This window comes from Pelagibacterium sp., from assembly GCF_048264985.1.
Classification (GTDB): domain Bacteria; phylum Pseudomonadota; class Alphaproteobacteria; order Rhizobiales; family Devosiaceae; genus Pelagibacterium.
Window position 1 is genome coordinate 458,645 of the sequence record NZ_JBLXCL010000001.1, and the last position, 19,928, is coordinate 478,572.

19 protein-coding genes are annotated in these 19,928 nt (G+C 58.8%); 8 read left to right on the plus strand and 11 right to left on the minus strand.

Going from position 1 to position 19,928, the window contains the following annotated elements:
* Positions 1-87 precede the first annotated feature (87 nt).
* The 7 genes from ACN0TA_RS02385 to dgoD all read left to right on the plus strand — a co-directional run bounded on the left by ACN0TA_RS02385 (position 88) and on the right by dgoD (position 6,925).
* Complete coding sequence (locus tag ACN0TA_RS02385) at positions 88-1,050, plus strand: Bug family tripartite tricarboxylate transporter substrate binding protein (protein ID WP_417579428.1); 963 nt, start codon at positions 88-90, stop codon at positions 1,048-1,050.
* Between the two features lie 64 nt (positions 1,051-1,114).
* Entirely contained in the window at positions 1,115-1,615 is a 501-nt protein-coding gene (locus ACN0TA_RS02390; protein ID WP_417579430.1) for a tripartite tricarboxylate transporter TctB family protein, read from the plus strand.
* Positions 1,606-3,102 carry a tripartite tricarboxylate transporter permease gene (locus tag ACN0TA_RS02395; RefSeq protein WP_417579432.1) on the plus strand — a complete coding sequence of 499 codons (1,497 nt, stop codon included), beginning with the start codon at positions 1,606-1,608 and terminating at the stop codon, positions 3,100-3,102. The genes ACN0TA_RS02390 and ACN0TA_RS02395 overlap by 10 nt, the downstream gene beginning before the upstream one ends.
* Positions 3,099-3,773, plus strand: coding sequence for a GntR family transcriptional regulator (locus ACN0TA_RS02400; RefSeq protein ID WP_417579434.1), 675 nt, complete (start codon positions 3,099-3,101; stop codon positions 3,771-3,773). Before ACN0TA_RS02395 ends, ACN0TA_RS02400 begins: the two co-directional genes overlap by 4 nt.
* Positions 3,766-4,782: an NAD(P)-dependent oxidoreductase gene (locus ACN0TA_RS02405; protein ID WP_417579436.1), complete on the plus strand. Its 1,017-nt coding sequence runs from the start codon at positions 3,766-3,768 to the stop codon at positions 4,780-4,782. Before ACN0TA_RS02400 ends, ACN0TA_RS02405 begins: the two co-directional genes overlap by 8 nt.
* Before the next feature lie 45 nt (positions 4,783-4,827).
* Positions 4,828-5,748, plus strand: a complete 921-nt coding sequence (locus ACN0TA_RS02410) for a dihydrodipicolinate synthase family protein (protein ID WP_417579438.1) — start codon at positions 4,828-4,830, stop codon at positions 5,746-5,748.
* Positions 5,749-5,776: 28 nt separating this feature from the next.
* Positions 5,777-6,925: a galactonate dehydratase gene (gene dgoD / locus ACN0TA_RS02415; protein ID WP_417579440.1), complete on the plus strand. Its 1,149-nt coding sequence runs from the start codon at positions 5,777-5,779 to the stop codon at positions 6,923-6,925.
* 74 nt (positions 6,926-6,999) lie between these two features.
* On the opposite strand, the gene ACN0TA_RS02420 is transcribed toward dgoD, so the two are convergent.
* Genes ACN0TA_RS02420 through ACN0TA_RS02445 form a run of 6 tightly spaced genes read right to left on the minus strand, consistent with a single transcriptional unit; the run spans position 7,000 to position 14,213 of the window.
* Positions 7,000-8,118 carry an anhydro-N-acetylmuramic acid kinase gene (locus ACN0TA_RS02420; RefSeq protein ID WP_417579442.1) on the minus strand — a complete coding sequence of 373 codons (1,119 nt, stop codon included), beginning with the start codon at positions 8,116-8,118 and terminating at the stop codon, positions 7,000-7,002.
* A gap of 10 nt (positions 8,119-8,128) precedes the next feature.
* Positions 8,129-9,121 (minus strand): serine hydrolase domain-containing protein, encoded by a 993-nt coding sequence (locus tag ACN0TA_RS02425; protein ID WP_417579444.1) that lies wholly within the window; start codon positions 9,119-9,121, stop codon positions 8,129-8,131.
* The gene (locus tag ACN0TA_RS02430) at positions 9,118-10,848 is read right to left on the minus strand and encodes a dipeptide ABC transporter ATP-binding protein (protein ID WP_417579446.1); all 1,731 of its coding nucleotides are present in this window, start codon (positions 10,846-10,848) and stop codon (positions 9,118-9,120) included. The genes ACN0TA_RS02425 and ACN0TA_RS02430 overlap by 4 nt, the downstream gene beginning before the upstream one ends.
* Positions 10,845-11,687: an ABC transporter permease gene (locus ACN0TA_RS02435; protein WP_417579448.1), complete on the minus strand. Its 843-nt coding sequence runs from the start codon at positions 11,685-11,687 to the stop codon at positions 10,845-10,847. Before ACN0TA_RS02435 ends, ACN0TA_RS02430 begins: the two co-directional genes overlap by 4 nt.
* Positions 11,687-12,646: an ABC transporter permease gene (locus ACN0TA_RS02440; protein WP_417579449.1), complete on the minus strand. Its 960-nt coding sequence runs from the start codon at positions 12,644-12,646 to the stop codon at positions 11,687-11,689. The genes ACN0TA_RS02435 and ACN0TA_RS02440 overlap by 1 nt, the downstream gene beginning before the upstream one ends.
* Before the next feature lie 49 nt (positions 12,647-12,695).
* Positions 12,696-14,213 (minus strand): ABC transporter substrate-binding protein, encoded by a 1,518-nt coding sequence (locus tag ACN0TA_RS02445; protein WP_417579450.1) that lies wholly within the window; start codon positions 14,211-14,213, stop codon positions 12,696-12,698.
* A 242-nt stretch (positions 14,214-14,455) separates the two neighbouring features.
* Here ACN0TA_RS02445 and ACN0TA_RS02450 point away from each other — a divergent pair, with 242 nt between their 5' ends.
* Entirely contained in the window at positions 14,456-15,307 is an 852-nt protein-coding gene (locus ACN0TA_RS02450; RefSeq protein ID WP_417579452.1) for a MurR/RpiR family transcriptional regulator, read from the plus strand.
* 4 nt (positions 15,308-15,311) lie between these two features.
* Here the strand turns inward: ACN0TA_RS02450 and dgcA are convergent, their stop codons facing one another.
* From dgcA to ACN0TA_RS02475, 5 genes are read right to left on the minus strand one after another with little or no spacing between them, the layout of a single operon-like run.
* Positions 15,312-16,295: an N-acetyl-D-Glu racemase DgcA gene (gene dgcA / locus ACN0TA_RS02455; protein ID WP_417579454.1), complete on the minus strand. Its 984-nt coding sequence runs from the start codon at positions 16,293-16,295 to the stop codon at positions 15,312-15,314.
* A gap of 7 nt (positions 16,296-16,302) precedes the next feature.
* On the minus strand, positions 16,303-17,223 hold the full coding sequence (locus ACN0TA_RS02460) for an ABC transporter ATP-binding protein (protein ID WP_417579456.1): 921 nt from the start codon (positions 17,221-17,223) through the stop codon (positions 16,303-16,305).
* On the minus strand, positions 17,220-18,038 hold the full coding sequence (locus ACN0TA_RS02465) for an ABC transporter ATP-binding protein (protein ID WP_417579458.1): 819 nt from the start codon (positions 18,036-18,038) through the stop codon (positions 17,220-17,222). The genes ACN0TA_RS02460 and ACN0TA_RS02465 overlap by 4 nt, the downstream gene beginning before the upstream one ends.
* The gene (locus tag ACN0TA_RS02470) at positions 18,035-18,922 is read right to left on the minus strand and encodes an ABC transporter permease (RefSeq protein ID WP_417579460.1); all 888 of its coding nucleotides are present in this window, start codon (positions 18,920-18,922) and stop codon (positions 18,035-18,037) included. Before ACN0TA_RS02470 ends, ACN0TA_RS02465 begins: the two co-directional genes overlap by 4 nt.
* Before the next feature lie 4 nt (positions 18,923-18,926).
* Positions 18,927-19,904 carry an ABC transporter permease gene (locus ACN0TA_RS02475; protein WP_417579462.1) on the minus strand — a complete coding sequence of 326 codons (978 nt, stop codon included), beginning with the start codon at positions 19,902-19,904 and terminating at the stop codon, positions 18,927-18,929.
* Between the last annotated feature and the right edge of the window lie 24 nt (positions 19,905-19,928).

Below are 19,928 nucleotides of genomic sequence, written 5' to 3' on the forward strand. Positions count from 1 at the left end.
GTCTAAGTGGAGCCAGACAGGGCTGCTTGACGCTCGCTTCTCATCTGATATATCAATGCATATCAAAGGGAGGAGCCTGAGATGAAAATGTCTAAACTTTTTAGCGCTGGCCTTGTTCTGGCCACTGGTCTTGTTGCGACTGTGCCTGCAGTGGCGCAAGAGTGGCCGGAGCGGCCAATCACGATTATCGCACCGGCGGGCGCCGGCGGCGGTACCGATGCGACAGCGCGGTTGTTAGCGCTTGGTCTGGAGGAGCAGCTCGGCCAGCCCGTTAACGTGGTCAATCAGGGCCAGGGCGGCGGCGTTGTCGGATTTACCTCGATTACCACTGCTGAACCCGACGGCTACACCCTTGGCGTAATCTACAATTTTGCCCATTACAGCCCGATGGGGCAGGGTGACTTTGACGCCGAAGATCTGACGCCGATCGGTCAGTTCAATTTCGACCCTGCCGGCTTTCATGTCCGTGCTGATTCGGAATGGGCTGACATCAATGCTGCGCTGGAGGCCATCAAGGCTGACCCGGGTGCCTATGACATCGCGTGTGGGGGTGGGTGTGGCGGCTCCTGGCCGCTGGCTTTCGCTTCACTGCTCGATGCCAATGATGTTGATCTGTCTCAGGTGCGTATGATTTCGGGACAGGGCGCTGCGGCGGCGCTTCAGGAAATGGTCGCCGGTGGGTTCGATGTCGTGCCCAGTTCAGTGCCGGAAGCCGGTTCGCTGATCGAGGCAGGCCTTGTTCGCGGCCTTGCGGTCTTCGGGTCGGAGCGGCTCGAAGCGTTTCCCGATATTCCAACGCTCTTGGAAGAAACGGGCATGGAGCTCGAACTCGGCGCATGGCGCGGTCTGGTCGGTCCGGCGGGGCTTCCCGAGGACGTCACTGAAAAGCTCAAAGCGGCGCTTGAGGTCGTCTATAACGATCCCGAATTCCAGAGCGCCATGACCGATCGTGGTTTTGGTCTGCGCTGGCGCGATGCCGATGCGTTCGGCACATTCATGGCCGACGAGGAATCCAGCGTTCGCGAGCTGGTCCGGGTTCTTGAACTCTAGTGATCTTTGGCCTCGCCCTTAAATCGGGCGAGGTTGTTTGCGCCGGGACTTGGGAGGGTCGGTGATGCAACTTGGACAGCTTGGTGTCGCAGGTGCTTTCGGGCTGCTTGGCGCCACATTGATCGTCAACACCGCCAGTCTGGAACCGGTAGCGCATATCGAATTTGGGCCGGCCCTGTTTCCGACGATTGTCGGCTGGATCATGATCGCTCTGGCGGGGTTGGCCGCTTTTGATGCCGCGCGCGCACCGGTTGGCGGGGGTGAAATAAACTCAGAACAGCCTGAACTCCGGGAGACGCTTGATCGTCGCAGGATCATTCTGTTTGCTGCGTTCGCGGCGGCGCCTCTGGTCTATGTTGCGCTTGCTCCAGTGCTTGGATTTCTGCTGACCATGCCCATTATTGTCGGCGGGCTCTCGTTCATTGCTTCAGGCAAGCTTGTGCGCTCGGTCGTACTTGGTATCGCGCTGACCGTATTGCTCCACATCGTGTTTTACCAAGTGTTGCGCGTAACTCTGCCATGGGGCGTGCTGGCCAATTATGCAGGTGTCCTGACATGGAGATGATGGGGCAGGCTTTTCTGCAGTTGCTGACACCGCAAGTTCTGCTGGTCATGCTTGGCGCCGGTATTTACGGGCTCACCATGGGGGCCATTCCGGGTCTTAGTGCTTCGATGGCGGTTGCGCTCGTCATTCCGATTGCATTTTTCCTTGATCCCGTGCCCGCGCTGGCCGGGGTTATGACCCTTGCGGCGATGGCGATTTTTGCAGGGGATCTGCCCGGGGCCTTGTTGCGGATTCCTGGAACGCCGGCATCGGCAGCTTATGTCGATGATTCATACCTGATGGTGCGCAGGGGGCAGGGTGGGCTTGCGCTCGGCCTTTGTGTGATCTGCTCGGCGATCGGTGGCGTTATCGGTGCATTGGTGTTGTTGACTGCCGCGCCTGCGATCGCCCGGATAGCGTTGCAGTTTTCAAGCTATGAAAAATTCTGGCTCGCCTGCCTTGGCCTGACCGCAGCCGTCGCGGTCAGTGGCGGCAAGTGGTACAAGGGCGGCATAAGCCTGATGCTTGGCCTGGCCATTGCTCAGGTCGGACTTGATCCGGTTTCCGGGCAGGTGCGGCTTACCTTTGGGAACAACGATCTGATCGGCGGACTTGCTTTTATCCCCGTGCTAATCGGGATGTTCGCGATACCCGAGGTATTACGCTACGCCCTCTCTCCGCGGGAAATAGCGCCGCCTCCGATACAAGCTCTCGGCAACCTGCTGTCTGGTGTTGGCTCGACGTTGCTTCGCTTAAAGCGGGATGTGGCGCAAGGGTCGGCTGTTGGGGTTGTCATTGGCGCCATTCCGGGCGCTGGCGCCGACATCGCAGCCTATATTTCCTACGCCATCTCCAAGCGGTTCTCAAAGATTGGCGATAGATATGGCACCGGTGTTCCCGATGCACTCGTCGCACCAACAACCTCGAATAATGCAGCGGTTGGGGGGGCATTAATACCTGCCACTGTGTTCGGTATCCCAGGTGACAGCCTTACTGCAATTATCATCGGCGTGTTCTTCCTCAAAGGATTGAACCCCGGACCGACGGTATTCATCGAGAACCCGCTGCTTATCAACACCGTGTTTGCATCGTTCCTTCTGGCCAATATTTTGATGGTGCCTTTGGGGCTTGTCGCGATCAGTGCATTTCAGCGCGTGATCCGCGTGCCGCGTCACATGTTGATGCCTGCAGTTTTGGCGTTTTGTATCATTGGCGCGTTTGCTGTCGAGAATACCCATTTCGCCATCGTCACGATGCTTGTGCTCGGACTTGTGGCGTTTGTGATGGAAAAACATCAGTACCCGCTCGCGCCAGCGATACTGGGGCTGGTGTTGGGACCGATGCTCGAAGAAACCTTTCTGAACTCGCTCATTCGCGCGCGCGGCGATGTGTTGGCCTTTGTCGAACGTCCACTTTCAATGGGCCTTGCGACGCTGACGCTGATCATTTGCTTTACGCCGATCGTCATGTTCATTTGGCGCAAAAATCGGGGGCAAGGGGCCAAATGAGCACAGTCGGGGGCCTTACCGAAAGTCTGGCGGACACCGCGTTTCAGATGATCGAAGAAAAAATCGTCACTCTTGAGCTCGCCCCTGGCAGTCGGGTTACCGAGCGCGGCTTGTGCGCATTGACCGGATATGGCCGAACTCCCGTCAGAGAGGCGTTGTTGCGCCTGTCCCAAGGATTCCTCATCGAAATCCTGCCGCGCAACGGCATCCTGATCGCGCCCATCGACTTCGAAGTGATTGTCATGACACTTGAAGTGCGCCGTCACGTCGAACGCCTAATCGTCGAACGGGCCGCCCGGTACTCAGATGATCGAGATCGGCGACGGTTGGAAAGACTGAAGCCTGCCTTTCAGGAGGCGACCGACAATGGCGACGCGCTGGCTTTCATTCGCACTGATAACCTCTTGAACCAGACCCTCAATGCTGCGGCGCGGCATCCCGTGGCAGCCAAGATCGCCCAGCCTTTGCATAGCGTGAGCCGACGCCTCGGGTTTGCGTTGGGCCGCAGTGGTGGAGCCGGGTTCAATGTGACCGGTCCCATCCATCAGCAGCTCATCACAGCGGTAGTGGCTGGTGATGTGCCGGCGAGCCTGGGCGCTCTGGATGAGTTGCTCGATGCTGTCGATGCCTTGAAGAAGATATATATGTCAGCAGGAGATTTGCGTGTCTGATACCCCCTCCCTCAGTAAAAAACGCGTTGCCTGCTTCGGGGTCGCCTTTGCAGATCGGCTGGGGCAACTGCAAGAAAGCGTTGGGGATGAGTTTGAAATCTTCCCGGTCGCGGCAAGCCAGACTCAAGAGGGCATGGCCGAAGCGTTCAACGATGTGTTTGCAGTTATCGCAGTGAGTACAGCGGACAATTTGCCCTTGCCGCAAGACTTGAAACTTCTGCAGGTGCCGGGAATCGGATGGGATGGAATCCAGGCAGAGCACGTTCCCCTCGGTGCCAAAATTGCCAACGTCGCCGGGCACGAGACCGCTGTCGCCGAGTATTGCCTCGCTCAGATGCTCGAATGGTGCCAGAAATTGCGATCTGCCGATGCAGGTTTGCGCGCTGGCTCCTGGGCGCGCTCAAGTCGTTTTGGCGGCGCACCGCACCGTGAGTTGCGCGGCGCAACCGTGGGTATCGTTGGGTATGGCGGCATCGGACGCGAGCTGGCGGGCATGCTCAAGGCCCTTGGTGTCCGGGTGCTTGCTGCCAATCGTTCGTCCTCGGCCTTTGATGACCAACTCGAGGGCTGTTTTGCGCTATCCGACATCCCCGCAATGTTCGAGCAATGCGATTTCGCCGTGATTGCCGCAGCCCTCACCCCGGAAACAAGAGGTCTGATCGGCGAGAATGCGCTTGAAGCGTTGGGAACGGAAGGCGTGTTGATCAACGTCGCGCGCGGCCCGGTCGTCGACGAGCGCGCGCTCTATGAGGCGCTTGCGGGTGAGCGGATCGGCGGTGCGATCATTGACGTATGGTATCGCTATCCTGATCGTCTTGACGACCCTGATCCCAAGCCGTCCCATTTTGACTTCAGCGCGCTAAACAACGTGTCGATGACACCGCATATCTCGGGCTGGACTGAGGGTACAGCCTCGAGGCGCGTTGCGATCATTGCCGAAAATCTGCAGCGGGCTGCCGCTGGAGAACCGCTTCTAAACGTCGTCGCCACTGGCAAGCGCACAACGTGAACCATTCGGGCCGCCAATATGGCTGGCCGTCCCTGGAGGTTTTGAGTGTCGATTTTGCCAAAGGGCATACATCCTATTATCTACGCCCTGTTCGATGCGGATGGCGCATTGGATCGCGGCGCCATGCGGCGCCAGATCGACGTTTGCATTGGGCAAGGGGCAGCTGGTATCGCCACCCTCGGCCTGGCCACAGAGGTCCGCCACCTCAATGCCCAACAGCGACGCCAGATCGTCGAGTGGAACGTCGAGGACATTGCCGGACGCGTCCCATTGGGCGTGACGGTTTTTGCGCAAACGCCCGATGAACAGATCGAATTTGTCGAGCACGCTTCAGCCGTAGGTGCCGATTGGGTGGCGCTGCAGCCGCCGGCGAGTGCAACCGATGAGGCAGGTCTGGTCGCTGCATTTTCCCGCGTCCTGGAGGCCACTTCAATGCCCGCTGCGCTCCAGAATATGCCGCAGTTTATCGGTGTGGGGCTGAGCGTGGGGGCCATTGTCGAACTGGCCGCGCGGCACAATCGGATTATCGGGGTAAAGCAGGAAGTCTCAGCAACCGAAACCGCAGACCTCGTCGTGCGTCTGGCGGGGCGTGCTCAAGTGCTGTCGGGCCGAGGTGGCATCGAACTCGTTGACTGTGTCGCTGCGGGCGTCGCCGGCAATATACCCGCGCCGGAATACGCCGACCATCTTGTTGCCCTGTGGGACCACATGAGTGCAGGCAGAGAACAAGAGGCGCGCGAGATATATCGGCGTGTATTGCCGATGGCGACGTTTGTCCTGCAATCGCTCGAGGCCCTGACAACGTACGGGAAGTTGTTGTTTTGCCTGCGCAACGACATTGCGTTCTGCCAGCGTGCCGGCGCCATGGCGCCTACCAGGTTCGGGCTGAAAGCCCTTGAAGGTCACGCATGCGGACTGGGCATTGATACCTCGGACTGGGACGATCGCCTGACCGGTCTTTTTTAAGCCTGATGCCTTCAAAGGGTTCGCACAAATGAAAATTACTGCGCTTCGTACATTCGTGGTTGCACCCCGCTGGCTGTTTCTCAAGGTCGAGACGGACGAGGGCATATCGGGATGGGGGGAGCCTGTTCTCGAGGGGCACGCCGAAACACTTGCCACAAAGGTCGCCGAGCTTGCCGATTTCGTTATCGGGCTCGATCCTCGCCGGATCGAAGATATCTGGCAGATGCTATACCGCAATGGCTGTTACCGCGGCGGCCCTGTACTGATGAGTGCGATCTCAGGGTTGGATATGGCGCTCTGGGACATAAAGGGCCGTGCATTGGGCGTCCCTGTCCACCAATTGCTTGGTGGGCCAGTGCGTGACCGGGTACGGACCTATTGCTGGATCGGGGGTGACAGACCCCAAAATCTTGTCGCCGATGCTTTGGCGCTGCGCGACAAGGGGTATGATGCCTGCAAGTTCAACGTCTGCTCCGAATTGCAGATCGTCGATACCTACGCCAAGGTCGATGGCATTCTCAGGACCTTGTTCGAGCTGCGCGATGCTGTTGGATCGACAATGGATCTCGCCCTGGATTTCCACGGGCGTGTGCATGCGCCGATGGCGCGGGTGCTGCTTAAGGAGTTGGAGCCGTTGCGTCCGATGTTCGTTGAGGACGCTGTCGTTTCGGCGATGGTTGAAACTCTGGCGGACCTGTCGCGCGCGACATCAATTCCGTTGTGTATAGGTGAACGTCTGCACAGTCGCTATGATTTCAAACGCGTGTTTGAATTGCGTGCAGCGCAGGTGATCAATCCCGATACCGCCCATGTTGGCGGTATTTCAGAAATGGTCCGTATCGGCCACTGGGCGGAGGCCTACGATGTTGCTTTTGCTCCGCATTGTCCCCTTGGTCCGATTGCCTTGGCTGCTTCGTTGCAGGTGGACGCCGTTTGCCACAATGCATTTATTCAAGAGCAGAGCCTGGGCATTCATTACAATGAGCAGGGTGATCTGGGGGACTACACACTGCCGGGATTTGGCTTCAATTTTGCGGACGGAATGCTGGACATTCCGAGTGGCCCGGGTCTGGGCATTGAAGTGGACGAAGGCGCTGTTGTACAGGCAGCGCAGACCGGCCATCGCTGGCGGGCTCCCGTTTGGCGACACCGCGACGGGTCCATCGCTGAATGGTGACGCCTCGTCGGCGTCATGGCTGTTTCGACAGGAAAGGCAGTGACGTAATTCACTGCCTTTAAAGTTCGTATCGCTTAGGCGGCCAGGATGCCGCCCGTAAGCGGGGCAGGAGCGCCGGTGGTGGTGGGAAAGCTTATCGGCAAACCGCGCAACACCCGCACGGCGAGTAGGGCAAAACACTCAGCTTCAACGGCATCGCCGCGCCAACCAACATCCTCGGCCGGCAGTGCCTCCACAGATGCACGGGTGCCCAGCATTGCCATGATCGCCGGATTGTGACGACCACCCCCGCAAACGATGAGCCTTTCCGGTCGCTGCGGCAAGAGATCAAGAGCTTTGCCCACAGCGCCTGTTGTGAATGCTGTAAGCGTGGCTGCGCCGTCTTCAGCTCCAAGACCTTCGGCCATGGTTGATAGAAAATCGAAACGGTCGAGCGATTTGGGATAAGGGGTAGTGAGGTAGGGATGGGTCAGCAGGTTTTCCAGCCGTGCCTCATCCACCGTCCCGCGGAGCGCCATCTGACCGTTCTCATCCATGTCGCCAAGGCCAAGGTCCTTGACGAAATCGTTGATGGGCGCATTGGCAGGGCCAGCGTCGAAGGCAACAAGATGATCCTTGCCATCCCACCAGGTTACATTGGCAACGCCGCCGAGATTGAGAACTGCCGTCTTGCCGTCAGTGGCGTCGATCCTGCGCAACAACGCCTGGTGATACAGGGCGGCCAACGGAGCACCCTGGCCGCCGGCGCGCACATCTGCAGAGCGGAAGTCGAAGGCGACACGAATGCCGGTCAGTTTGTGCATCAGCGCACCATCGCCCAACTGACGTGTCGCACCGATGCGTCCGGGCTGAGGCGCTCGATGGAGTACGGATTGGCCATGAAAGCCGATAACGCCGATTTCGTCCGGCGTTAGTCCGGCCTGTTTTACCAGATCGAGTACCGCTGCGGACTGGGCACGGGTCAGCGCCTCTTCGGCTTCAGCAAATATTGCAGGCTCTGGGCCCTCAAAGTTCCATATGCGCGCCTGCGCGAGTGTGTCCTCGAGCAGCGTGCGGATCGACTGCGGATAAGGGGCAAGCGTATAGGCGCCGAAGCTTTCGATATTTTCACCGTCGGTGCGCAAAAGCGCCACATCGATGTTGCCGTCGAGCACAGTGCCCGTCATCAGACCAATGGCCCAGAGCGGTTCCATGACTTTCTCCTTAACCCGCGTTGATGATGTCGCCTACTTCACGCCGCAAGCCGATGATGCCGCTGTCGAAATGGCGCGTTGGGTGCACGCGATTGGTGAGCAGGCTCCATGCGTGACCGCGATCGAAATCGATCCAAAGTCCGGTCCCGGTAAAACCTGTATGGCCGATTGTTGCTGGCGAGCAATGCTCGCCGCCTGACCACCCTTCATAGGGACGCTCCCAGCCATGGGTCCGGCGGCCTGAAAGGGGAGTGCGGATCAGCGCATCGGCGCCAGATCCTGCCAGTTTTTCGGCAGCGAAATCGAGCACGGCGGAAACCGTGCCGAAGAGGCCCGCATGACCTGCGCCCTCAAGCGCCGAGCAATTGTCGTCATGTACCTCGCCCACCAGAACGCGATGGCGCCAGTAGCAATCCTCGGAGGCAGCGCTGTTGGCCGGGTCGGAGGACCAGGCAAAGCCCTTTCCGGGATTCATAGAACGGACCCAACGACCCTCGATACGTTCCAGAGCCAGTCCGAGCAAAATGAAATTGATGTCCGAATACACTGCTGGACCTGCCGGCCATTCGTGCTGCAGCAGGAAAGTGCGCAGCAAGTCGGGATCGCGGCCATAGGTATAGAGTGGAAAGACAGCGGGAAACGGCGTCTGATGGCCAAGACATTGGCGAAAGGTGACCTTGCGTTCCCAATTGTCCAGATTGTAGTGCCGGAAATCAGGCAATACGCTGGTGAGCGGCGCATCGAGGTCGATAGTTCCAGCTTCGGCCAGGCCAAGTATGCGCTCGGTTGTAAACAGCACCTTGGTCAACGAGGCCAGGTCGAACCACGTCTGATCGGTCATCGCACGCTGTTCAGGGACGGTCTGGGCGTGGCCCAGGCTCCGTACTGCGCGGTTGCCGTCGGCATCGACCAAGCCCAAAACCCCACCGGGAATGCGGCCATTGGAGATTGCTGTTTCGAGTGAAGCGAAAGCGCGGTCAAGCCGGGCGTCTATCTGGGTCATCGAATATCCTCAAGACGGTAGCTGTGGTCGTCTCCGGCCTCATGCCAATGGGCTGGCGGCGGCTCATATCCCGCGGGACGCACAAGGGAGGGGACCTGGGTCACATCGACTGCAAAATGCTGCTTGCGGCGCTCGATGGCCGGGACCGCCGAGATCAGGCGCTTCGTGTAGCTGTGTTGCGGGTCGGCAAGGACAGCACGGGCATCGCCGATTTCAACGATCTGACCGGCGAACATCACTGCAATGCGATGCGCAATCCGTTCAACCACGGCCATGTCATGCGAGATGAACAGATAGGCCAGTCGAAACTCGCGCTGCAGGTCCACGAGCAATTCAAGAACGCGTGCCTGGACCGAAACGTCCAGCGCAGAAACCGCTTCGTCCAGGACCACGACGTCGGGATTGAGCATCAGCGCGCGGGCGATGCATAGGCGCTGGCGTTGGCCACCCGAGAACTGGTGGGGATAACGCGAGAGCGCATCGACCGGCAGCCCGACCCGCTCGAGCAGGAAGTGCATCCGCGCCTTGAGGGCAGCATCAAGCTTCTGTCCGTTGGCAAGTGCGGGTTCCGCGAGCAGGGCTTCGACGTTGAGCCGGGGGTTGAGCGAAGCAAAAGGGTCCTGGAATACCATCTGCACAGGCCGCCGGGAATGGCCGGAAAGCGTTTTGATGTTGCCGCGTTGCGTGCTGTTGAGGCCAAGAATGGCGCGTGCGGTCGTGGACTTGCCCGATCCGCTTTCGCCTACGATACCGAGAGTTTCTCCAGGCATCAGGTCAAAGCTGACGCCATCGACTGCGTGGATCGCACCGCTGGATTTGAATAGCCCTTTTCCGATCGGGAAACGTACGACGAGATCGTCGACCGTAATGATCGGATCTTTGGTTTGCTGGCGCGCCCCATCATCGCGCACAGCGTTGCCGGCGGTGAAATGGGGGACCGCCCGCAGGAGGTGGCGTGTGTAGTCATGTTGCGGATTGTCGAGAACCCTGTCCGTCTCGTTGTGCTCGACAACAAGGCCGTTCTGCATCACCATTATGTGGTCGGCGATGCCTGCCACGAGCCCGATATCGTGAGTGATAAAGATCATCGACATGCCGGTTTCGGCGCGAAGCTCGGCCAGGAGGGCCATGATCTGGGCCTGTACAGTAACGTCTAGGGCTGTGGTCGGCTCATCGGCAATCAGAAGGCGTGGGCTCGACGCCAATGCCATGGCAATCATCACCCGTTGCCGCATGCCGCCGGACAATTGATGCGGATAGTATTTCAGCCGCGATCGCGCATCGGGAATACGAACCCTGTCGAGGACCTCAAGGCTGGCCTTGTGCGCTGCATCACGCGACAGGCCCTTGGAAAGGCGAAATGCTTCTTCGATCTGGGCGCCAATCGTATGCACCGGATTGAGCGAGGTCATAGGCTCTTGGAATATCATGCCGACATCGCGGCCACGGATGCTTCTCAGCGTCCTTTCGTCGGCCCGGGTGACATCAAGTGTAGTGCTATCGGCTCGGTCAAGCATGATTGAGCCCGATGTGATACGCCCGCCGCCAAAATCGACCAGACGATTGATCGAGAGTGCAGTCACTGACTTGCCGGAGCCGGATTCGCCTACGATGCCCAAAGTGCCGCCGGGCTCGAGATCGAAACTGACCCCCCTTACGACTTCACTGGCTTTGGGATCGCGGCCAAACCCAACGTGAAGATCGCTGACTGAAAGCAGAGACGTCATGCCTGTCTCCTCTGGGTCCGGGGATCGAGTATGTCGCGCAGTGCGTCGCCAGTGAGGTTGAATCCGAGAATGCCGACCATGATGGTGATCGCCGGGAAGATCATGAGCCAGGGCGCCTGCTGCATAAGGTTGCGGCTCTCAGCGAGCATAAGGCCGAGGGAGGGGGTTGGCGGCTGAGTGCCCAACCCGAGGAACGACAGCCCCGCCTCGGTCAGGAGCGCCCACGCAAGAGCGAGCGTGACCTGAACGGCCAGCGGCGCAACAAGGTTGAGCAAGAGATGACGCGTCAGGACGTAGGATTGTGCACTGCCAAAGGTCCGCGCCGCATCGACGAAGTCACGCTGCTTGAGCGAGAGCGCCGGGCCGCGCACGACGCGCGCGAAAATCGGCGTATAGACGATACCGATGGCGGCGACGCTCGTCATTGTTCCCGGACCCACGATGGCGATGATCAAAAGCGCCAGCAAGATGGCAGGGAAGGCCAGCAAGACGTCCATGATGCGCATGAAAAGCCCATCCCAGATGCCGCCCCACCATGCAGACAAAAGCCCGATGACAGTGCCGGCCAATGTTGCGCATGCGACCGAGGCAAAGGCGATGATCATCGATTGCCTGATCCCCACCATGAGCCGGCTGAAGGCATCGCGCCCCAAAAGGTCGGTGCCGAACCAATAGGTGGAATTGGGAGCCTTCAGCCTGTCGATGGCAAATAGCTTGAGAGGATCGTGCGGGGTCAGTCCCGCCGCGCCCAAAATTGCGATGATGAGATAAATTGTGATGATGGCAACGCCGATTCGGCCCGATGGGTGGCGGATTACGGCCTTTGCAAAGCTGCCCATTAGCGCCCCCCGATCCGGATCCGCGGATCCAGCGCCACATAGGCAAGATCCACCAGCAGATTGACCACAAGGAAGTTGAAGGCAATGAACAGAACAGTGCCCTGTACCAGCGCATAATCGCGCTGTGTGATGGCGTCGAGCACCAGTCGGCCAAGTCCGGGTAAAGCAAAAATCTGCTCAACGATCACAGCGCCACCCAAAAGATAGCCGAATTCGACACCGGAAAGAGTCACAACGGGGATAATCGCGTTGGGCAGAGCGTGACGCCATATGACACGAGCAGGGGATGCACCTTTTGAACGCGCGGTGCGGACATAGTCGTCGCTCAACACATCGAGCATTGCCGCGCGTGAAATGCGGGTCACCGAGGCCGCGAAGGCAAAGCCAAGCGTGATGGCGGGAAAGATCAGTTGTTTGACGCTGGCCAGCGGGTCGACATGGAACGGGGTGAAGATGCCCATGGCGGGGACAAAGCCGAAATAGACCGAGAGCACATAGATGATGAGGATGGCGACGACGAAATTGGGCGTGGATTGGCCGAGCATGGCGAGAACGCGCACGACAAGATCGCTCGGGCGCTCATTTCGGGAAGCTGCAAGCACGCCAAGGGGCACGCCGGTACCCAGCGCGATCACCATGGACATCAGTGAAAGTTGCAGCGTGAGCGGGAACCGCTCAAGGATCACGGTCAGGACGGGTTTTCCATAGATCGAGGAAATGCCCAGATCGCCCTGAAACAAGCCGGCAAGCCAGCGCAGATATTGCGACCAGATCGGTTGATCAATGCCGAAATACGCAGCCAGCGCCGACCGCTGGTCGGGCGTTAGCAGTCCGGCCTCGGTGCCCAGCATGGCAACGATTGCATCGCCGGGTATCAGCCGGATCGACACGAAGACAATGAGCGACACACCGAGAAGGATCAGTGGGAAGGTCAGCAGTCGCTGAACCACATAACGCATCGAAAATACCCGCTAGGCGGGCCGGTCCAAAGACCGGCCCTCTATTGTGTTAGTCCATCGAAACTTTGGTCAGCCCGAACAGGGTGCCGGTCGGTGACGATTCAAAGCCGGAAACCGTGTTGCGCTGAGCCGTATAGCTGTAGCCCGTCGAAAGCCAGAGCCACGGTGCCTGCTCGGCCAGGTGACGTTCGAACGCCTGGAAGATCTCGACGCGCGTCGCCGGGTCGGTCTCTGTCTGGCCCTGCTTCATCAGGCTGTCCAACGTCTCGTCGCCAAAGTTGGAAACGTGGGCCAGATTGCCTTCAGCGGTGAAATAGCGGTTATACATCGGATATGGATCCGGCCGGCCGCCGTTCTGGGCGACAGCCATGTCGAACTCGCCGCTCAGCCACGTGTCGACATAGACGTTGAGTTCCATCATCTCGATCTCGAGATTGATGCCGATCTCGGCCAGTTGCGACTGCAGCACCTGAGCCTCGGAAGCGGCAACAGGGGGTTCTCCTGTTGCGGCGATGACCTTGGCTGTAAAACCATCGACGCCGGATTCTTCCATCAGCTGACGCGCCATATCCAGGTCCTGCTCGTAACAGAACAGATCGGAAGGGTCCTGCGCAAAGGCGGGCATGGTCAAGGGGCCGGTTACCTTGCCTTCACCGGCCAGTGCAGCGTCGATGATGCCCTGGCGGTCGATGGCACAGGACATGGCCTGGCGCACCTTGAGGTTGTCCATCGGCTCGCGCGACGGGTTGAGCTGGAGCACATTATACGCCAGCACGCCGACCCGGTTGAGTTCGAGGTTGGGTTCGTTTGGCACAAGGGTTGCGATCAGCGGGTCATTGAGCAGTGCGAAGTCGATTTGCCCAGCACGCAGAGACGCCAGGATTGCCGTCTCGTCGGGAAGAACCGAGATGTCGATACCGTCGATGGCCAACTCGCCACCAGCCCATTCGGGATTGGCGCTCAGCACTTCGCGGGAATTGGGTTCCCAGCTATCGAGCGTGAATGGGCCCGATCCGATTGCTGTCGTGCCAATTGACCCTGCTTCGATTTCGCTCGCCGGCATGATGGCGGCATTGATCGTGGCCATTGCCACAAGGATAGGGACGTCCGCCGCGCTCAGGTTGAAGACGACTGTGCTGTCATCGGGCGTATCGATGCTCGCGATCGAGACGAAATTTGAGCGGGCGGCTGCAGAGGTCGCCTCGTCAAGCAAACGCTCAAACGATGCCTTGACGTCACCGGAAGTCACCTGTGCGCCGGTTGAAAATTTGGCATTGGGGTCGATCGTAAAGGTCAGTGTCTGGGCGTCTTCGGAAAACGTCCAGTCCGACGCAATAGCCGGAACCACGTTGAGCTCGGCGTCGAGCCGGACAAGGGGTTCATAGACCAGCTCGAGCAGGCGCAGCGACGAGAAAGCCGTCTGCTTATGCGGATCCAGCCCGGTCGCGTCCTGCGACCACGCCATGCGCAATGTGTCGGCCTGGACCGGCAAGGCAATTGCTGTTGTCGACAGGGCAGTCGCTACCGCCAGACCTGCCAACACTTTTCGTGTTGTGTTTATGTGCATGGTATTCCCTCCTTTAGTACGGCCCCTCCTAATCGAGACCGAAATGCAGCCATCAGACCCGTTTTCATTTGCCATTTGCAAGCTGGACGCAGGGTCAAGCGGGCGCGGCATGGAATGCTGATCTCCAGAGTAGAGCCTATGAAGTCACAGAACCGTCTGTCAATAATTTTCACACTTGCTGGATGCCCTGAACTTTTGTTTCAATAGGTGCGAGCAGATCATTGGGCTGGAGGAAGTAGGTTTTGGGGATACAATCGACAATTGAAGCCTCGGCCGGCAAGTTGACCCCGGCCATGCAAAGGGTGGCCGCGGTGATCCGCGAGCAGCCAAAGGTCGTTCTGGAGCAAACGATTTCAGAGCTGGCTGCGACCTGTGGCACGTCGGTGGCATCGATAGTGCGTTTCTGTCGTGCCCTCGGCCTGTCCGGCTACTCGCAATTGCGCATGTCGCTGGCCACCGAACTCGGCAAAGAGGCAGCCCAGTTTGGTAGTGATCTCATCCTCGGAGCGGAAATCGCCCAATCTGACACTCTCCAGGAAATGGCCTCAAAAGTGGCGTCGTTGGAAATCCTCGCGATTGATGAAACCGTTTCGGGCCTTGATTACGGCGCGCTGGAGCGTGTCGTTGCAGCAGTTGATCAGGCGGATCGCATTCTGTTGTTTGGAATTGGTGCAAGTCAGTTTGTTGCCCAGGATCTACATCACAAGCTGTTTCGCATCGGTCGGAACGCGTTTTTGCTCACTGATCCGCACGAGGCTTGGACAGCTGCGCTGCTCTCGCCCGCCGGCACGGTTGCGCTGGCCTTTTCTCATTCGGGCACGACGGCAGACACGGTTCGGTACATCGAGATCGCGCGCCAGTCTGGCGCACTGACGGTTGCAGTGACAGGATCACCGGACTCGCCATTGGCGCGGACAGCCGATGAGCGCTTGGTGAGCCGGGCCCGCGAGAGCCGTCTTCGCGCGGGCGCGATGGTCAGCCGCATTGCCCAGCTTGCCATTGTGGATTGTCTCTTCCTGGGTGTGGCCAGCCAGCGCTATGAGCAGACTGTCGATGCCTTGCGGCGCACCCGTGATGTGACCCATCCTCGATAGATCTTCAGCCCCAGAGCTTTGATTGGCCGGTTAATAGGGTGCCATTTGCGTAGACCAGTCCGCCAGCACGGTCTTTGGCGAGGAGCAGTGGCCCATCGAGATCGATCCAGTTGGCATATGATGCCAAAAGGCAGGCCGGAAGCATCGATAGGGACGTGCTGACCATGCAGCCAACCATGACCGAAAGGCCCAAGGCTTTTGCGTGTCGTGCCACTTTCAGGCCCTCGGTCAAGCCTCCAGTCTTGTCGAGCTTAATGTTGATGGCGTCATAGCGTCCGATCAGTTCGTCCAATCCTGCCAGTGCGTGGACACTTTCGTCGGCACAGATGGGGACGGGGCATGTGATGTCTGCCAGGACAGCGTCGTTGGCAGCGGGAAGAGGCTGTTCGATCAGCTCTACCCCGCACGCGGCGCAAACATTGAACAGAGCGGGCAGTTCGGTAATTTGCCAGCCTTCATTGGCGTCAACGATCAGCCGTGTATCGGGTGCCGCCTTGCGCACTGCCTCAAGCCGCGCGGCGTCGCCGGGCGCGCCGAGCTTAACCTTAAGTAGAGGCATCGCCCGTGCTTTCGCTGCGGCTTCCGCCATGACCTCGGGTGTGCCAAGGCTGATTGTGAACGCAGTCTCGAACCGATCTGGCACATTTATGTTCGCCAGTTCCGCTACGGAAATGCCAGCTCTTTTTGCCGCGAGATCCCAAAACGCGCAGTCGATAGCGTTTCGGGCGGCACTAGGCGGTAGGGCATCCTGAAGTTCCGCTTGGCTCAATCCCTTGGTGATTGCTGGTGCAAGGGCCTCGATCGTTGTGAGCGTTGTCTCCGGCGTTTCGCCGTAACGGGCATAAGGTACGCATTCGCCGTAGCCCGAAAGACCGTCACTTTCGATCCGCACCGATACCACGACGGCCTCGGTTCGGCTGCCCCGTGCAATTGTGAAGTGTCCAGCAGTTGCAAAGCGCTCGATGGCTGCGTAGAGGCGAGTCGTCATGGCCCGGTCAGCCGAGCATGGGCCGGATGAAGTGATTTTCGCCGACTTGTACGACCTCGGTCTGTGGCAGTGCAGCCCGCGCGCGGATCGCATCGGTCTGGCTCAACTCATCAGCAAAGCGCGTGTCGTTGAAGCGCCGATCCGGATCGGGCACCGCAGAGAGCAGCAGTCTTGTGTAAGGGTGTTGCGGATCGTTCAGCACGTCATCGACGCTGCCCCATTCAACGATCTGGCCGGCATACATCACCATGATATCGTCGGCGACATACCGCGCCGTCGCTATGTCGTGTGTAATGTAGAGGAGGGCCAAACTCAGCTCGGCCTTCATGTCGTTGAGTAGGTTGAGGATGCCCTGCCGAACGGAAACGTCGAGCATCGAGGTCGGCTCGTCCGCAACGATGACCTCGGGATTGACGGCGAGTGCGCGGGCAATCGAAATACGTTGACGCTGACCGCCGGACAATTCGTGCGGGAATTTGCCCATGATCAATGCTGGGTCGAGTTTGACGCGATCGAGCAGTTCTTCGATGGTCGCCTTGCGCTGAGCGGCATCAAGGCCAGGCTGATGCAGCCGTAGTGGGCGCTCGAGATGATAGCGTATCGTGTGGGTCGGATTGAGCGACGCAAATGGATCCTGGAACACCATCTGCACAGATGAGCGATAGGACTTGATCGCTTTGGCATCGCCTTTGCCGAGTGGCGCGCCGCGAAACATCAGGCGACCCTCGTCGGGGAGATACTCGCGCATGATGAGCCGAGCCGCTGTGGTCTTGCCCGAACCCGATTCGCCGACCAGCGCCAGTGTCCGGCCCGGATGTAGTGCAAACGAGATCGAACGTGCTGCATAAACTGGATTATCGGCATGTCCGAAAACTTTGGAGACATTGTCCAGCGCAAGAATGGGCTGATCTGTGGCCGCGGTGGTCATGGTGCTGTCTCCCGCGCCGTCTGGTTTCCGTAGAGCTTGGGCATCGAGGCCCAAAGGCGTTTGGTGTAGGCGTGCTGGGGGTTTTTATAGATCGATTGCGCGTCGTTGATCTCGACAAGCTCGCCTTCGAGCATGATGCCGATACGATCGCTCACCTGAACCATCAGCCCCAAATCGTGGGTGATGAACAGTACCGAAAAGCCGAGTTGGCGGCGCAGAATTTCGATGCGCTGCAGGATTTCACGCTGAACCACAACATCGAGCGCGGTGGTCGGCTCGTCCATGATGAGCAGCTTTGGCTTGAGGGCCAGGCAAATGGCAATGACGATCCTTTGCCGCATGCCGCCTGAGCACTGGTGCGGGTAGGAATCGAGGCGCTCAGGGGCAATGTCGACAAGCTTGAGGAGCTCCGTCGCGCGCTCACGGGCTTCGGCACGGCTGATATTGGTGTGCGCCTTCAGCACGTCGTAAAACTGCGTTTCGATCGTGAGTACCGGGTTTAGCGAGTTCATGGCGCTCTGGAACACCATGGCCACTTCGCGCCAACGGAAGCTGCGCAAATCCTCTTCTTCGAGGTCGAGCACGTTGCGCCCGCCAACGACGATTTCGCTGCCCTTGCGGATCAGGGCCGGAGCGCGGTGCAGTCTGCTGATCGCAAAAGCAATTGTCGATTTCCCGCATCCGGACTCTCCGGCAAGGCCGAAAAACTCTCCCGGCGCGATATCGAAGCTGACATTCTTGACAGCGTGAAAGTCTGTTTGGGCGCCGACATAATCGATGTTGAGATTGCGGATCGAGAGAACCGGTTCGCTCATATCTTACCCTCCCCAACACGCACCATGCGGGTCCACCGATTGAGCATGCCGCCAGTCCGCAGGCGCGGATTGGCGATTTCGTCGATGGCAAAATTGATCAGCGCAAGTCCAAGACCAAGGAATGCCAGAGCAAAGCACGGAGCCAGCAGATCCCACCAGGCGCCGACCGACAGCGCCGCAGAGTTCTGCGCGTTGTAAAGCATGATGCCCCATGAAACTGTGTTGGGGTCGCCCAATCCAAGGAATTCAAGTGTGGCTTCAGTGATAACGGCAAAGATGACGCTACCGATGAAGTTGATGCCGACAATCGATATCAGGTTCGGGAAGATTTCGAATACCATGATACGTGCGGATGGCTCCCCAAGCATTTCAGCGCTTTTTACGAAATCACGCTGACGGATCGACAGCGTTTCCGACCGCGTTACCCGAACGCCCCAGGCCCAGGAGGTGAGCCCTAAAATGATGGCGATCACCAACGGGCTCGCCTGGCCGATAAACGCTGCGAGAACAAGCAGGAGTGGCAGGTTGGGAACAACAAGAACCATGTTGGTGAAAAAATTGATGACTTCGTCGACGATTCCACCCTTATAGCCGGCGATGATGCCCAGTACGGTGCCGATCAAGGTGATCATCAAACCTGCACCGAAGCCGACGGCAAGGGAAACCCGGGCACCGTGGACAAGGCGCGAGAAGACGTCATGGCCAAGTCGTGTGGTGCCCATCCAGTGCTCCCAGCTGGGGGGCTGGTGTGGACGTCCAACCCGCTTTACCGGGCTATATTCGGTCAATAGCGGAGCAAAGACCGCGACCAGAACGATGATGAGCAGGATGCAAAGGCCGACCATGGCCTTCTTGTTGTGTCGCAATTGGGTCAACAGCTTCATCGTGTCATGCCTTCTTGAGGCGCGGATCGAGAAGCACATAGCTCAGATCGACCACGAAATTGGAAATGAGCATGGCACCGGTCATGATCAGCAGCTGGCCCTGAATAACGGGATAGTCGCGCGCAATGATTGCCTGGTACAGCGTGTTGCCAAGGCCGGGATAGTTGAACACCACCTCGGCGACGAGCGAACCACCGAGAATCGTGCCGATGGCGATAGCAAGGCTTGAAACCGTCGGCAGGAGAGCGTTCCGCGCCGCGTACCACAACATGACCCGCCTGTCGTTTAGGCCCTTGGCGCGGGCCATAACGATATAATCCTCGCCGAGCAGATTGATCATATTGTTGCGCATGGTGACGGCGAAGCCGCCAGTGAGCACGATCACCAATGTCAACATGGGCAGGGTGCCGTGATAGATGATGCTCGAGATGTACTCCCAGCTCCATGCCGGATCGATGAGCGGATTGACGGCATAGCCATTGGGAAACCACCCCAGCGTATAGCTGAAGACAAAGAGCATGATCAATGACACGACAACTGCCGGCACTGAGCTGGCAAAGATCGCGCTTAGCGAAATCGCCGAGTCAATCGGTTTGCCACGACGCCAAGCGGCAAAAACGCCAAGAAATGTGCCGAGCGTGAAGCTGATGACCGTGGCAATGCCCATGAGCCCGAGGGTCCAGATGAGCGCACGGCCCAAGAGTTCCGTAACGGGCAGAGGGAAGTATTTGATTGACCGGCCAAGATCGCCAGTAAACACGCTTTGCAGGTAGCGCAGATATTGTTCGCCCAGGGGTGCATCGATAAAGCCGAAAGTCAGCTTGAGGGCGTTGAGATTTTCCAACGACAGCTCCGAGCCGGCGCTTGCAAACATGATCTGGATGGGATCGCCCGGCATGAGACGGGGCAGAAAGAAATTGATGGTCGCGGCGACAAGGAATGCCGCTAGGTAGAACGCCAGTCGCCGTAGCAAAAAGGCCATGGTGATGTGTCCTCCTGGAAAAGA

What these genes read in the sequence shown, in the direction of transcription:
- ACN0TA_RS02395 (WP_417579432.1), top strand. Translation starts at nt 1,606, where the DNA reads ATGGAGATGATGGGGCAGGCTTTTCTGCAGTTGCTGACACCGCAAGTT.
- ACN0TA_RS02390 (WP_417579430.1), top strand. Translation starts at nt 1,115, where the DNA reads ATGCAACTTGGACAGCTTGGTGTCGCAGGTGCTTTCGGGCTGCTTGGC.
- dgcA (WP_417579454.1), bottom strand. Translation starts at nt 16,295, where the DNA reads ATGACGACTCGCCTCTACGCAGCCATCGAGCGCTTTGCAACTGCTGGA.
- ACN0TA_RS02440 (WP_417579449.1), bottom strand. Translation starts at nt 12,646, where the DNA reads ATGCGTTATGTGGTTCAGCGACTGCTGACCTTCCCACTGATCCTTCTC.
- ACN0TA_RS02430 (WP_417579446.1), bottom strand. Translation starts at nt 10,848, where the DNA reads ATGACGTCTCTGCTTTCAGTCAGCGATCTTCACGTTGGGTTTGGCCGC.
- ACN0TA_RS02460 (WP_417579456.1), bottom strand. Translation starts at nt 17,223, where the DNA reads ATGACCACCGCGGCCACAGATCAGCCCATTCTTGCGCTGGACAATGTC.
- ACN0TA_RS02385 (WP_417579428.1), top strand. Translation starts at nt 88, where the DNA reads ATGTCTAAACTTTTTAGCGCTGGCCTTGTTCTGGCCACTGGTCTTGTT.
- ACN0TA_RS02445 (WP_417579450.1), bottom strand. Translation starts at nt 14,213, where the DNA reads ATGCACATAAACACAACACGAAAAGTGTTGGCAGGTCTGGCGGTAGCG.
- dgoD (WP_417579440.1), top strand. Translation starts at nt 5,777, where the DNA reads ATGAAAATTACTGCGCTTCGTACATTCGTGGTTGCACCCCGCTGGCTG.
- ACN0TA_RS02465 (WP_417579458.1), bottom strand. Translation starts at nt 18,038, where the DNA reads ATGAGCGAACCGGTTCTCTCGATCCGCAATCTCAACATCGATTATGTC.
- ACN0TA_RS02470 (WP_417579460.1), bottom strand. Translation starts at nt 18,922, where the DNA reads ATGAAGCTGTTGACCCAATTGCGACACAACAAGAAGGCCATGGTCGGC.
- ACN0TA_RS02400 (WP_417579434.1), top strand. Translation starts at nt 3,099, where the DNA reads ATGAGCACAGTCGGGGGCCTTACCGAAAGTCTGGCGGACACCGCGTTT.
- ACN0TA_RS02435 (WP_417579448.1), bottom strand. Translation starts at nt 11,687, where the DNA reads ATGGGCAGCTTTGCAAAGGCCGTAATCCGCCACCCATCGGGCCGAATC.
- ACN0TA_RS02425 (WP_417579444.1), bottom strand. Translation starts at nt 9,121, where the DNA reads ATGACCCAGATAGACGCCCGGCTTGACCGCGCTTTCGCTTCACTCGAA.
- ACN0TA_RS02420 (WP_417579442.1), bottom strand. Translation starts at nt 8,118, where the DNA reads ATGGAACCGCTCTGGGCCATTGGTCTGATGACGGGCACTGTGCTCGAC.
- ACN0TA_RS02475 (WP_417579462.1), bottom strand. Translation starts at nt 19,904, where the DNA reads ATGGCCTTTTTGCTACGGCGACTGGCGTTCTACCTAGCGGCATTCCTT.